This window comes from Bradyrhizobium sp. MOS001 (genome assembly GCF_004634465.1).
Classification (GTDB): Bacteria; Pseudomonadota; Alphaproteobacteria; order Rhizobiales; family Xanthobacteraceae; genus Bradyrhizobium; species Bradyrhizobium barranii.
This window is the reverse complement of sequence record NZ_SPVJ01000009.1, coordinates 92,035-104,737: the sequence shown is the minus strand read 5'-3', so window position 1 is coordinate 104,737 and position 12,703 is coordinate 92,035. Positions and strand designations below refer to the sequence as shown.

The following is a 12,703-nucleotide window of genomic DNA, read 5'->3' as shown; positions in this document are numbered from 1 at the left end:
GATTGCTTCGTCGCAAGGGCTCCTCGCAATGACGACGCGGAGAGGCGGTCCTCTCACTCCGGTGCCGCCCCCACCGGCGGGCCGCCGGGCGGGCGGTGCAGGAAGGTCAGCGAGACGTAGGCGCCGGCCCACGAGCCGATCGCCGCGAAAGCGACATAGAACGGGTTTTCGGTGTAGCTGATCACGGCGTAGGAGGAGAGCAGGTACCAGACCGCGCTCCAGTTCGCCGCCGGCACGCGCTTGCGCGCGATCACGGCCGAGGTGAACATGACATAGACTGCGTCGGTGGCCGCCGTTGCGATGAACACGGCGCCTGCGGTGAGGGGATCTACGGCGGCCATTGCATTCCTTTCTGCGATCATGACATGGTCGCGAAAACTACAGCATGATCCGGAAAATGCGCAGCGGATTTACGAAAAGATCATGCTCAAATCTGAAAGGGAGAGAAGCGGTCATGCAAAGCCCCGCCGATATTCTTAGGGATCTCTGGACCTCCATCGGCGGCGACAAGGCCGCGCTCGAGCGCGTGCGGCTGACCGGCGAGGAGCCGCAAATTCCGTCCTCGTTTCGCGTCGCCGTCGCCGGACAGACGACGATCGCAGCCGCCGGTCTTGCCGCCGCCGAAATCCGGAGACTGCGCAGCGGTGAGACGCAGGACGTCTCCGTCGACATGCGCCACGCCGTCGCCGAATGCCGTTCGGAGCGCTATTTGCGCCTCGACGATAAGCCGCCGCCGCCAGCCTGGGACGCCATCGCCGGTGTCTACAAGACCGGCGACAACCGCTTCGTCCGCTGCCACACCAATTTCCCGCATCATCGCGACGCCGTCTGCAACGTGCTCGGCTGCGAGCCCGAGCGCGACAAGGTTCAGGCCGCGTTGATGCAATGGAAGGGCGAGGATTTTGAAACTGCGGCCTATGCCGCGGGCGGCGTCGTCGCCCTGATGCGTTCCTACGACGAATGGTCCGCGCTGCCGCAGGCGCGCGCGCTCGCCGAACTGCCGTTGGTCTCGATCGAGAAGATCGGCGAGGCCCCACCCAAGCCATGGCCGCAGGGATTGTCGAACGGCGATCGTCCGCTTTCCGGCCTGCGCGTGCTCGATCTCTCGCGCGTCATCGCGGGCCCCGTTGCCGGCCGCACGCTCGCCGCGCACGGCGCGGATGTGCTGCTCGTCTCGGGGCCGGAGCTGCCGGCCATTCCCTGGCTCACCATCGACACCGGCCGCGGCAAGCTCACCACGTTGGTCGAGTTGAAGAGCGAGGCGGGCAGGGCGCAGTTGCGCGAGCTGTTGAAGGGCGCCGACATCTTCTCGCAAGGCTATCGTCCGCGCGCGCTTGCAGCCCTCGGGTTCGCGCCGGAGGATGCAGCGAACATCAATCCCGGCATCGTCTATGTCACGCTGTCGGCCTATGGCCATGCCGGCCCCTGGGCGGAGCGGCGCGGTTTTGATTCACTGGTGCAGACCACGACGGGCTTCAACCACGCCGAGGGGCAGGCCGCGGGCATCGACGGTCCGAAGGAATTGCCGGCGCAGATGCTCGACCATGCCACCGGCTATCTGATGGCGTTCGGCGCGATGATGGCCAAGGCACGCCAGGCCCGCGAGGGCGGGAGCTGGCACGTGCGCGTGTCGCTGGCGCAGACCGGACGCTGGCTGTGGAATCTCGGCCGGCTCGATGGCGGCCTGGACACCCCGGATCTTACGGGCGAGGCCGTACATGCTGCATTCATCGAGTCCATGCCATCTGGCTTCGGCACGTTGAAGGCGGTGCGCCATTCCGCGCTGCTGTCGACCACGCCGGCGCGATGGAGCCGCCCGGCGATGCCGCTCGGCAGTCATCCGCCACAATGGCCGGCGCGAAACTGACGTGAAGCTGACGCGATGCAATATTTTAACGCAAACGGAAAGGTGGCTGGCGTTTTTTAGGTTGTTTGAAATCCCAATTCAGCACTATTAGCGCGACCGATAAGGCAGGCGTCTGCCGAGATCGTCGCAGACTTGACCGGGCCCCATGGTAGTTGAAAATACCAAGCGATTGCAGGTGTTTACAAAACAACGGGTGATCACATCCGTAGTTTTACTGGCACTCGCCTGCGCCGGTGCCTATGGCTTCCTGCGTGCGGGGGCCAAGGAAAAGAGCCACTCCGAGGTCTCCAGCCAGTCGCGCAGGAATGCGCAGAATTTCACGCCGACGCCGTCCGAGTGGGCGACGCTGACGATCGAGCCGGTCAAGGCCAAGACCTTCCGGGCCGAATATGTCACCGAGGGCAAGGTCGCGGTCGACGAGGATCGCTCGACGCCGGTGTTCTCGCCCTATGCGGGCCGGGTGACCAAGCTGCTCGCCAAGCCGGGCGAGATGCTGAAGCAAGGTCAACCGCTGTTCACGATCGAGGCCGCCGACACCGTGCAGGCCCAGAACGATTTCATCGCGGCGATGACCTCGCAGAACAAGGCGAAGTCTGCGATCGATCTTGCCGACATCCAGTTCAGGCGCGCCAAGGACCTCTATGAGGGCCGCGCCATTCCGCTGAAGGACTATCAGCAGGCCGAAACGACCCAGGTCCAGGCGCAGAACGACGTGCGCTCCTCGGGGACGGCGCTGGAAGCCGCGCGCAACAAGCTGCGCATCCTCGGCTTCACCGACGAGACCATCAAGGCATTCCAGGACAAGGGCGTCATCGATCGGGAGATCACGATCTACTCGCCGATCTCCGGCACCGTCGTGCAGCGAAAGATCGGCCCGGGCCAATACGTCAATTCCGGCGCTAGCGATCCGGTGTTCGTGATCGGCGACCTCTCGACGGTCTGGCTCACCGCCTTCGTGCGCGAGAGCGATGCGGCCGCGGTGTGCATCGGGCAGGACATCAGCGTCAACGTGATGGCGCTGCCGGGCCACCCCCTGACCGCCAAGATCAACTACGTCGCCGCCGCCATCGATCCCACCACCCGCCGCCTGCTGGTTCGCGCGACCATCGACAACAAGGACGGCCTGCTCAAGCCGGAAATGTTCGCCAACGTCACGATCTATTCGGCCGGCGACCGTGCCGCGCCGGCGGTGCCGAAGCAGGCGCTGATCTATGAGGCCGACAAGGTCCGCATCTGGGTCGCGCGCGAGGACAAGTCGGTCGAGCTTCGCCAGATCAAGACCGGCCTCATCAATGGCAATTTCGTCGAGATCACCAGCAATCTGAAGCCAGGCGAGCAGGTCGTCACCAAGGGCAGCCTGTTCATCGACCGCGCGGCGTCCGGTAGCTGATCGACGACCCAAGAAAATTGAAGACCTGAATGGATCGTCTCGTCGCCCTTGCCGTCAACCGGCGCTTCCTGATGGTCGGGATGTTCTTCGCCGTGCTGATCGGCGGCCTGATCGCGTTCAACCAGCTCAACATCGAGGCCTATCCCGATCCGACGCCGCCGATGGTCGACATCGTGACGCAGAGCCCGGGCCTGTCGGCGGAAGAGATCGAGCGCTACATCACGATTCCAATCGAGACCCAGGTCGCGGGTCTGAAGAACCTCACGACGATCCGCACCATCTCGCTCTACGGCCTCTCCGACATCAAACTGCAGTTCTCCTTCGCCTACACCTATGACGAGGCGCAGCAGCAGGTCTTGAACCGGCTGGCGCAGCTCGCGCCGCTGCCGGGCAATGTGCAGCCGCAGATCTCGCCGCTCAGCCCGATCGGCGAAATCTTCCGTTACCGCCTCGTCGGCCCGCCGAACTACAGCGTGCTCGACCTCAAGACCATCCAGGACTGGATCCTCCAGCGCCGCTTCCGCGCCGTACCCGGGGTCATCGACGTCACCGGCTGGGGCGGCAAGAGCAAGACCTACGAGCTCCAGGTCGACTTCAACAAGCTCGTCGCCAACGGCCTGACGCTGCCGCAATTGCTCCAGGCGGTCAGCAATTCCAACGTCAATGTCGGCGGCAACACCGTCAATATCGGCCAGCAATCGGCCGTGGTACGCGGCGTCGGCCTGATCCGTTCGATCGACGACCTCGCCAACACCATGGTCTCGCAGACCAACGGCAATCCGGTGTTGGTCAAGGACGTCGCCACCGTCACTGTCGGCCAAAAACCCCGTCTCGGCATTGCCGGCATCGACGATTCCGACGACATCGTGCAGGGCATCGTCCTGATGCGCCGCGGTGAGCAAAGCTCGCCAACCATCAAGCGCGTCCACCAGCTCGTTCAAACCATCAACAACTCCAGCATCCTGCCGCCCGGCGTGCGCATCGAGCGCATCTACGATCGCGGGGACCTGATCGAACTCACCACCCACACCGTGTTGCACAACATGGTGGTCGGCATCCTGCTCATCGTACTGTTGCAGTGGATGTTCCTCGGCGATCTCCGCAGCGCGCTGATCGTCGGCGCCACCATTCCGTTCGCGCTGTTCTTCGCCGTGATCATCCTGGTGCTACGCGGGGAATCCGCGAATCTGCTGTCGGTCGGCGCGATCGATTTCGGCCTCATCGTCGACGCCACCGTCATCATGGTGGAAGCGATCTTCCGCCGCCTGACGCAGACCACGCCGGTGTCGGAATCCGAGCAGATGTCGCCCGAGACGCTGTTCGGCATGAAGAGCCACGCCATCCTCAGCGCCGCCGCCGACGTGTCGCGCTCGATCTTCTTTGCCGCCGCCATCATCATCGCGGCGTTCCTGCCGTTGTTCACGCTGTCCGGCGTCGAGGGCAACATCTTCGGGCCGATGGCGCGCACCTATGCCTATGCGCTCGCCGGCGGGCTGCTCGCGACCTTCACGGTTACCCCGGCGCTGTCCGCGATCATTCTGCCTGCGCATCTCGAGGAGACCGAGACGAGGGTCATGCGGATCCTGCACCGGATCTACATGCCGGTGCTGAATTGGGCCGTCGCCAACCGCGGCATCATGCTCGGCGGCGCGGTCGGTCTCGTGCTGATGACGGTGGCGCTCAGCCGCCTGCTCGGCCTCGAATTCCTGCCCAAGCTGGAAGAGGGCAATCTCTGGATCCGCGCCACGCTGCCGCCGACCATCTCGCTCCAGGAAGGCAACACCTACGTCAACGAGATGCGCAAGCTGATCCGTGCCCGGCCCGAGGTGGAATCCGTGGTGTCGCAGCATGGCCGCCCCGATGACGGCACCGACGCGGCCGGCTTCTTCAACGCCGAGTTCTTCGCCCCCCTCAAGCCCGCGAGCCAATGGCCGGGGACGCACGACAAGGAAGAGTTGACCGCGCAGCTATTGAAGCAGCTCGACGATCGCTTCCCAGGCGTCGAATTCAACTTCTCGCAATATCTCCAGGACAACGTCTCCGAAGCCGTCTCGGGCGTGAAAGGCGAGAACTCCATCAAGCTGTTCGGCAGCGATCTCCAGGCGCTCACCGACACCGCCAACAAGATCAAGTCGGTGCTGGCGACCGTGCAAGGCGTCACCGACCTCGCGGTGTTCACCTCGCTCGGGCAGCCGACCATTCAGATTGACATCGACCGTGCCAAGGCCGCGCGCTATGGGCTCGCGCCGGGCGACATCAACGCCACCATCAAGGTCGCGATCGGCGGCGATACCGCGGGCGATCTCTACGAGCCGGGCTCCGATCGTCACTTCCCGATCATCGTCCGCCTCGCGCCGGAATATCGCAGGAGCGCCGAGGCGATCCAGAATTTGCGCATCGGCGCGCCTGGCCCCAACGGCACCGTCACGCAGATTCCCCTGAGCGAGGTCGCCACCATCAGCCTCGTCTCCGGTGCCGCCTACATCTATCGCGAGCAGCAGGAACGCTATCTGCCGATCAAGTTCTCGGTGCGCGAGCGCGACCTCGGCAGCGCGATCCGCGAGGCGCAACAGAAGGTCGCCGAGCAGGTGCAGCTGCCGCCCGGCGCGCACATGGACTGGGTCGGCGAGTTCGGCAATCTCCAGGACGCCATCCGCCGGCTGTCGATCGTGGTGCCGATCTCGCTGGCGCTGATCGGCGTGCTGCTCTGGTTCAATTTCGGCTCGATGACCGACACGCTGCTCGCCATGAGCGTGATTCCGATGGCGATCTTCGGCGGCGTGCTCGGTCTCTTGATCACCGGCACCGCCTTCAGCGTCTCCGCCGCGATCGGATTCATCGCGCTGTTCGGCATTGCGGTCATGGACGGCATCATCATCCTGTCGCAGTTCAACCAGCTCATCGAAGAAGGCATGGACCGCGTGAGCGCGGTGATACGCACCGGCGAGTTGCAGCTCCGGCCGGTGCTGATGACCTGCGTCGTTGCCGGCGTCGGCCTGCTGCCGGCGGCGCTGTCGGAAGGCATCGGCTCGCAAGTGCAGAAGCCGCTCGCCGTCGTCGTCGTCACCGGCATGATGCTCGCGCCGGTCGTGATCCTCGTGACCTTGCCGGTCCTGATCTCCTTCTTCTCCCGCCGCGCGCGCTGATCGCGCGCCGTCGCCGCGCCTCAGAATCCGTAGAGACGCGCGGGATTGTCGACCAGGATCTTCTTGCGCACCTCCGCATCCGGCGCCCACACCGGAAGCTGGTTGAGGAGCCGGCCGTCTTCGATCTGATAGAAGGGCGCGATGTCGGTGGGCTTGCGTCCCTCGACGGGGCTGGAATCCGGATGCGGCCAGTCGGTGCCCCAGACGATGCGGTCCGGGTTCGCCGCGATCAGCGCCCGGGCATAGGGCACCATGTCCTGATAGTCGGGCGCGAGGTTCGACGAGCGATAGGCTCCCGAGATCTTCACATAGGCCTTACCGGATTTGACGAGCGCGATCAGGTCGGAGAATCCCGGCTGCTCCAGTCCGAGCGACGCCTCGAGGCCGCCGAAATGGTCGAACACAGCCGGCACAGGCGAAGCCAGCACGAGCTCCTTGATCGCCGAGATCATCGGCAGCGTGGTGTAGAGCTGCACGTGCCAGCCGCGTGCCTTCATGCGCTCGACGGCGGCGGTGAAGCGCGCGCGGCCGACATTCGGATCGCTGACGCCGCCGGTGGCGAGATTGATGCGACTGCCGCGAAAACCGTCCGCCTGCATCGCGTCGAGCTGGGCTTCCGTGGTCTTGTCGTCGATCACGGCCACTCCGCGTGCGGTCGCGCCGCGCGCCTTCATGCCGAACAAGGTGGAGGAATTGTCGGTGCCATAGACGCTCGGCGTCACGATCACGACGCGCTCGATATGCAGCGCCTTGTGCAGCGCCGCCATTTCCTCGGGGCTTGCCGGTTCCGGCGTATAGACGCGCCCCGCGAAGAACGGAAACTTTTCGACGTCACCATGGATGTGCGTGTGGCAATCGCAGGCAAGGGCCGGAACGTCGAAATCGACCGGCGTCGCGGGCTGCGCCGCACGGGCGTGAGCTTTGTTGGTCATGGCTACTCCGGCGGCAAGGGAGGCAAGCAGGACGCTGCGTCGGTTGAGCATGGTTCTCTCCCTGCTTCGTTATTTTTGAGGTGGGACCGGAACAATATCACATCAGCCGGGTAGCCGCTCCGCTTCACTGCATAGCTGCTCGACAAGATCCGCAAGCCGGCGTGAGCCGTCGATGCGCACGACCGGGCAGGGCAGGCCCGCGAGCCAGGCTTCATCTTTTGTGAGACTGCGGCCCTCGCGATCGCCGGCTTCGTAGCGCGAGGCCCATTCGACGAACGACTCCGTCTCCTCGTGACGCCAGCCGCCCTGTGCGACGGCATCAGCTCCGAAATGCGTAGCCTCGCGGCCACGCAGGCGCTGCAAGCGAAGCTCGCGCGGTGTCGTCACAAAGACGACAAGATCGAAGAACGGGACGAGTTCGTCGCCCCAGCCGGTGACGGTTCCGCTCAGCACCCAGTCGAGACGCGGCAGAAACATCTCGCGCATCAGGCGCAGGCGCTCCGCGGCAGGGCGCGTCGTCTGGTGGGGCGGCACGGTCGGCAGCCAGAAATAATCGTCGCTGTCGTGATGCGGCAGCGCAAGCCGGCCGGCGAGCGCGCGACCGAGCGTCGTCACGCCGGAGCCCGAAGCTCCCATCAGATGGATGCGGCGGCTCTTCATCGGCATCAGGCCAGACGATTTGAAACTACTGCCCCGACGGCGTGCGCAGGCCGTGCCAGGCGTCGCGGACCTGCTGGTAATGCACCTCGGGCAGATAGTCCGGCGTGTTGAGGCTGAGCGTCTTGACGTCGAGATGGCCGACGGCGCTGAGCAGCGTGTAGGAGGCGATGACGCGGTCGCGCAGTGCGCCGATCAGGCGGGCCTTGGCCTGGATCAAATCGGCCTGCGAGTTCAGCACGTCCACCGTCGTGCGCTGCCCGCCGGCGGCCTCGCGCTGCACGCCCTGGAGCGCGACGGTCGCCGCCTTCACCTCTGATTCGGAAGCGGAGACCGTGATCTTGGCGCCCTCATTGGCGACCCAGGCGCTGGTCGCCGCCGTGCGCGCCTGGTTGCGGACCTGGTCGAGCACGAGCCGGCTCTGCGCCGTGATCTCCTTGGCCTGTCGGGTCTGTGCGGCGGCCTGGCCGCCGTCGTAGATCGGCGCGGTGACGTTGGCGACGATCGAGGCCTGGTCTTCGGCGATGGTGCTCAGCGTCGGGTCGTTGCTGCGGCTCTTGCTGGCACTGCCCTGGAGACTGGCGCTCGGCAGCAGCGCGCCCTCGGCGACGCGGATGTTGGTCGAGGCGACATCGACGTCGAAGCCCGCCGCCATCACCGCTGGATGCTGGCGGATCGCCGTCGTCAGCGCATCCTCGCGGCTCTTCGGCAGATAGCGGTCGACGACTTCGGCGGGCCGAAGCTGCGATGGCGCATTGCCGATCACCTGCGCGTAGACCGCCTGGCTCACCGCCAGCGCGACTTCCGCGGCGTTGAGGTCGGCGAGCCCCCGGCTGAGCCGCGCCTCGGCCTGGGCGCTGTCGGTCGGCGTGACGTCGCCGGCGTTGAGGCGGCGTTGGGTGACGGCGAGCGTCTCGCGCAGGAACGCGACGTTGGAGCGTTGCGCCTCGACCAGTGACTGGTTGGCCAGCACGTTGGTGTAGGCGGTGACCGCGTCGAGCAGCACGCCTTGGCCGACATTGCGCAGCGCCTCGCGGCCGGACTGCACCTGAAGTTCCGCAGCGCGGACGCTGTTGGCGGTGCGGAACCCGTTGAACAGGGTCTGCGTCACGGTGACGCCGATGATCCACGGCTTCAGATTGGCGGTCTGGATCGTGTTGTCGGGCAGCAGATTGCGCACCGATTGCAGGCCGGCGCTGAGGCTTGCCACGATCTGCGGCCGGTAGCCGGCGAGGGCCTGCGGCACGTTTTCATCCGTGGCGCGTTGCCGCGCGCGCTCGGCATTGAGCTGCGGGTTGGTCTGGTAGGCCTTGGCGAGCGCCTCCGGCAGGGCTTCCGCCCATGCGGCGGAGGGCAGGGCGCAACAGAGCGCCAGCGTGGTCCATGTCGCAAGCACAGGACCCACGCCCGATCGATGCCGCGTCATCACGCGACCAACTCTGGCGGCACGCCCAATCATGTAATCCTGCTAAACCCCGGCTGTCCGCCCCCGCCGACGGTGGCCTCTTAACTGTTTAACCAGCCGGGGTCCCGCAGGCAAACTGCCGCGGGGAAAACCCCCATCTATTCCGTGCTTGTTGCAGGTGCGTCACAGGGTTTCTGCACCAGAGCGGCGAAGCCTTACACCAGCCTGACCGCTCGCGGGCATTACCGGTTCTTGTTGACAGGCTTGCGCTTCTCGATGAACGCCGCCATGCCCTCGGAGCGGTCCTCCAGCGCGAAGGTCGCGTGAAACAGGTTGCGCTCGACGCTCATGCCTTCGGCGAGCGTGGTCTCGAAGGCGCGGTTGACCGCTTCCTTGGCCATGGCGACGGCGGGCCGCGACATCGATGCGATCTTTTCGGCGGCTTCCATGACCTCGTCCATGAGCTTGTCGGCGGGCACGATGCGGCTGACGAGGCCTGAGCGCTCTGCTTCCGCCGCATCCATCATGCGGCCGGTGAGGCAGAGGTCCATCGCCTTCGACTTGCCGATCGCGCGGGTCAGGCGCTGGGTGCCGCCGATGCCGGGAATGGTGCCGAGCGTGATTTCGGGCTGCCCGAACCTGGCGGTGTCGGCGGCGATGATGAAGTCGCACATCATGGCGAGCTCGCAGCCGCCGCCGAGCGCATAGCCCGCAACCGCGGCGATGGTCGGCTTGCGGCAGCGCGCGACGCGATCGCCGCCGATCGCGGCGAAATCCTCGGAGAACATGTCGATGAAGCCTTTCGGCTGCATCTCCTTGATGTCGGCGCCGGCGGCAAAGGCCTTCTCGCTGCCGGTCACGACGATGCAGCCGATGGCGTCATCGGCCTCGAGATCGTCGACGGCCGCGGCGATCTCGCGGAAGACGCCGAAGGAGAGCGCATTGAGCATCTTCGGCCGGTTCAGCTTGATGATGCCGACCGCGCCTTTGCTCTCGACGATGATGTGTTCGAACGTGCTCATGCTCCACCCACGCGTTTGATTGGGCGGGCAATGTGCCCGCTGGCGCGGTGGGCTTCAAGGGCCGAAAAGCTGTCGGAACGAGGCCGTCCGGAACGCGCGGCGAGACGCGCGTTCCGGACGAGGTCCCTCACCCCAAAATCAGGCCAAAAACCAGGCCAAGCATCAAGCGAAGAACATGCGTGCGGCAGACGCCAGCGTCAGCAGCGTGCCGACGCCGATGAAGATCTTGCCGATCAGCGAGCTCTGGTCCCAGGCCGAGCTGTGGCTGCTCGCCATCACCGGCGCCGGCCGCGCGTCGGTTGCGGCGATCACCGCCTTCTGTGCCGGCGGGTCCTGTTGGAGGGCGCGGTCGATGTCGTTGAGCTGATCGGGCGCCACCACCTGAGCCTCGTCATTCGGCGCGGTGGTATTATCGGCTGCAGCCTGAACGTTGTCGTTGGCGCGGCCGGTCAACGCGGAGGCCGCGGCAGCCGTCGGCGTATCGGCTGCGGCGATCTGCGCGTTGGCGTTGGCGACTGCCGGCGGCATCTGGCTCAAGGCCGGCACGTCGTTTTCGGCCTTCGCCGCGCCGTCCTTCTTGTCGGCCTTGTCGTCGGATTTCTGCGCCGTCTTGCCGCTGTCGCGGTGGCGCGATGCATGGCGCCGCTGCTTGCTCGGCTTGACTGCGTCGGCCTGGTTGCCCGCGCTGTCCGATTGGCTGCTTGCGGCTGAACTCGGTGCCGCCTGTGCAGCGGCTCCGACCAGCACGAAAAGGCCGGCAAGAAGAATCAGTGCGGCGCGCCCGCTGGCTTTCATCATGTTGACGATCTCCCCAATTCCGCCTGTCCCGGGACCGAACAGAGCCCCTGGGGCGTGACCACAGCGGGGCAAAAAATGGGAATCTTCGGGCTATCCCGGGCAAAAGCGGGGCAAACCGCCGCCTCGCAACCGGCCGCCGGATGCGGACGGGACCGATCGGTGTTATGAGCCGTCGCGGGTTTCGACGGCCGCATCGCGTGGCGAGGCACGGCGCAGATCACGAAGTCGTGATCTTTCTGGTGCCGGCGTAACAAACTGAAAGAGCTGCCGAATTGCATGGTGAGGGCGCGTGCGCGGACGTGAGGACGAGTGGACCGGCCTGATGCGGTCGGCCATGGCAGGCGATGATGCGGCGTATCATCGCCTGTTGAAGGCGGTCACGCCTGTGCTGCGCGCTGCCGCGAGGCGGGGTCTGGCGCGGGCCGGGCAGCCTCCCGACCAGGCCGAGGATATCGTGCAGGAGATTTTGTTGGCGGTGCATCTGAAGCGGCACACCTGGGACAGCGAAGCCCCCTTCGCCCCGTGGCTGTTTGCGATCGGGCGCAACAAGCTGATCGATGCGCTCCGGCGGCGGGGCCGGCGGGTCTTCGTCAACATCGACGATTTCGCCGAGACGCTGCCGGGCGAGGCACCGCAGGAGACGGCCTCGGCGGCCGAGGTCGCAACGCAGCTCGACACGCTGCCGCAGCGCCAGCGCGACGTGCTGCAGTCGATCGCCGTCGACAGCGCTTCGATCAAGGACACGGCGTCAAAGTTTTCGATGAGCGAAGGTGCGGTGCGGGTCGCGCTGCATCGCGGACTTGCGGCGCTGACTGCCAAACTGCGGGACCACTAGTCATGGATACCGATCAACTCATTCGCTCGCTCGCGGCCGACAACGCCCATCGCGCGCCGCGCGTCGGTGCCGTGCTGACGATGGCGCTGCTGGTGGCGGCGCCGTTCTCGATCCTGATCTTCGCCAGCTTCCTTGGCGTGCGGCCCGACGTGATGACCGCGATGCATAATCCGTTCTTCGACACGAAGTTCGCGGTCACGCTGTCGCTTGCGATTCCCGCGATCATCGTCAGCCTGCATCTGTCGCGGCCCGAAGCCTTGATGCGCGGCTGGGGCTGGCTGCTGCTGCTTCCCGTCGGCCTGCTTGCGGTTGCGATCGGCGGCGAGACCATGATGGCCCCGGCGATGCCGATGACGATGCGGCTGGTGGGCAAGAACTCCCGGGTGTGCATGCTCGCGATCCCCGCGATGTCGCTGCCGCTGCTTGCGGGCGCGCTGTTCGGCCTGCGCCACGGCGCGCCGTCGCATCCTGCACTCGCCGGCGCGCTCGCCGGCCTGCTGTCGGCCGGCCTTGCCGCAACGCTCTACGCCTCGCACTGCACCGACGACTCGCCGCTGTTCGTCGCGACCTGGTACACGATCGCGACGGCACTCGTGACCGCGATCGGCGCCTACGCGGGTTCGAAAGTTTTGCGCTACTAGCGGCGGCGGC

Annotated in this window: 11 protein-coding genes; 5 read left to right on the top strand and 6 right to left on the bottom strand. The window is 65.9% G+C overall.

Going from position 1 to position 12,703, the window contains the following annotated elements:
- Positions 1 to 53: 53 nt before the first annotated feature.
- The gene (locus CT676_RS15415) at positions 54 to 341 is read right to left on the bottom strand and encodes a hypothetical protein (RefSeq protein ID WP_085403970.1); all 288 of its coding nucleotides are present in this window, start codon (positions 339 to 341) and stop codon (positions 54 to 56) included.
- A gap of 113 nt (positions 342 to 454) precedes the next feature.
- Between CT676_RS15415 and CT676_RS15410 the strand changes: the two genes are divergently transcribed.
- The 3 genes from CT676_RS15410 to CT676_RS15400 all read left to right on the top strand — a co-directional run bounded on the left by CT676_RS15410 (position 455) and on the right by CT676_RS15400 (position 6,403).
- Positions 455 to 1,867: a CoA transferase gene (locus tag CT676_RS15410; protein ID WP_085403871.1), complete on the top strand. Its 1,413-nt coding sequence runs from the start codon at positions 455 to 457 to the stop codon at positions 1,865 to 1,867.
- Between the two features lie 145 nt (positions 1,868 to 2,012).
- The gene (locus CT676_RS15405) at positions 2,013 to 3,257 is read left to right on the top strand and encodes an efflux RND transporter periplasmic adaptor subunit (RefSeq protein WP_085403870.1); all 1,245 of its coding nucleotides are present in this window, start codon (positions 2,013 to 2,015) and stop codon (positions 3,255 to 3,257) included.
- A 29-nt stretch (positions 3,258 to 3,286) separates the two neighbouring features.
- Positions 3,287 to 6,403, top strand: coding sequence for a CusA/CzcA family heavy metal efflux RND transporter (locus tag CT676_RS15400; protein WP_063984613.1), 3,117 nt, complete (start codon positions 3,287 to 3,289; stop codon positions 6,401 to 6,403).
- 20 nt (positions 6,404 to 6,423) lie between these two features.
- Here the strand turns inward: CT676_RS15400 and CT676_RS15395 are convergent, their stop codons facing one another.
- From CT676_RS15395 to CT676_RS15375, 5 genes are all read right to left on the bottom strand, one after another.
- Complete coding sequence (locus CT676_RS15395) at positions 6,424 to 7,386, bottom strand: amidohydrolase family protein (protein ID WP_085403869.1); 963 nt, start codon at positions 7,384 to 7,386, stop codon at positions 6,424 to 6,426.
- Between the two features lie 51 nt (positions 7,387 to 7,437).
- Positions 7,438 to 7,995 (bottom strand): hypothetical protein, encoded by a 558-nt coding sequence (locus CT676_RS15390; protein ID WP_085403969.1) that lies wholly within the window; start codon positions 7,993 to 7,995, stop codon positions 7,438 to 7,440.
- 25 nt (positions 7,996 to 8,020) lie between these two features.
- On the bottom strand, positions 8,021 to 9,451 hold the full coding sequence (locus CT676_RS15385; protein WP_094184354.1) for a TolC family outer membrane protein: 1,431 nt from the start codon (positions 9,449 to 9,451) through the stop codon (positions 8,021 to 8,023).
- A gap of 188 nt (positions 9,452 to 9,639) precedes the next feature.
- Complete coding sequence (locus CT676_RS15380) at positions 9,640 to 10,419, bottom strand: enoyl-CoA hydratase (RefSeq protein WP_085403867.1); 780 nt, start codon at positions 10,417 to 10,419, stop codon at positions 9,640 to 9,642.
- A 162-nt stretch (positions 10,420 to 10,581) separates the two neighbouring features.
- On the bottom strand, positions 10,582 to 11,217 hold the full coding sequence (locus CT676_RS15375; RefSeq protein WP_085403866.1) for a hypothetical protein: 636 nt from the start codon (positions 11,215 to 11,217) through the stop codon (positions 10,582 to 10,584).
- Between the two features lie 289 nt (positions 11,218 to 11,506).
- Here CT676_RS15375 and CT676_RS15370 point away from each other — a divergent pair, with 289 nt between their 5' ends.
- Positions 11,507 to 12,052 carry a sigma-70 family RNA polymerase sigma factor gene (locus CT676_RS15370; RefSeq protein WP_028146986.1) on the top strand — a complete coding sequence of 182 codons (546 nt, stop codon included), beginning with the start codon at positions 11,507 to 11,509 and terminating at the stop codon, positions 12,050 to 12,052.
- Positions 12,053 to 12,054: 2 nt separating this feature from the next.
- A complete protein-coding gene (locus tag CT676_RS15365; protein WP_085403865.1) occupies positions 12,055 to 12,693 on the top strand; it encodes a DUF1109 domain-containing protein in 639 nt (212 codons plus the stop codon).
- Positions 12,694 to 12,703: the final 10 nt, after the last annotated feature.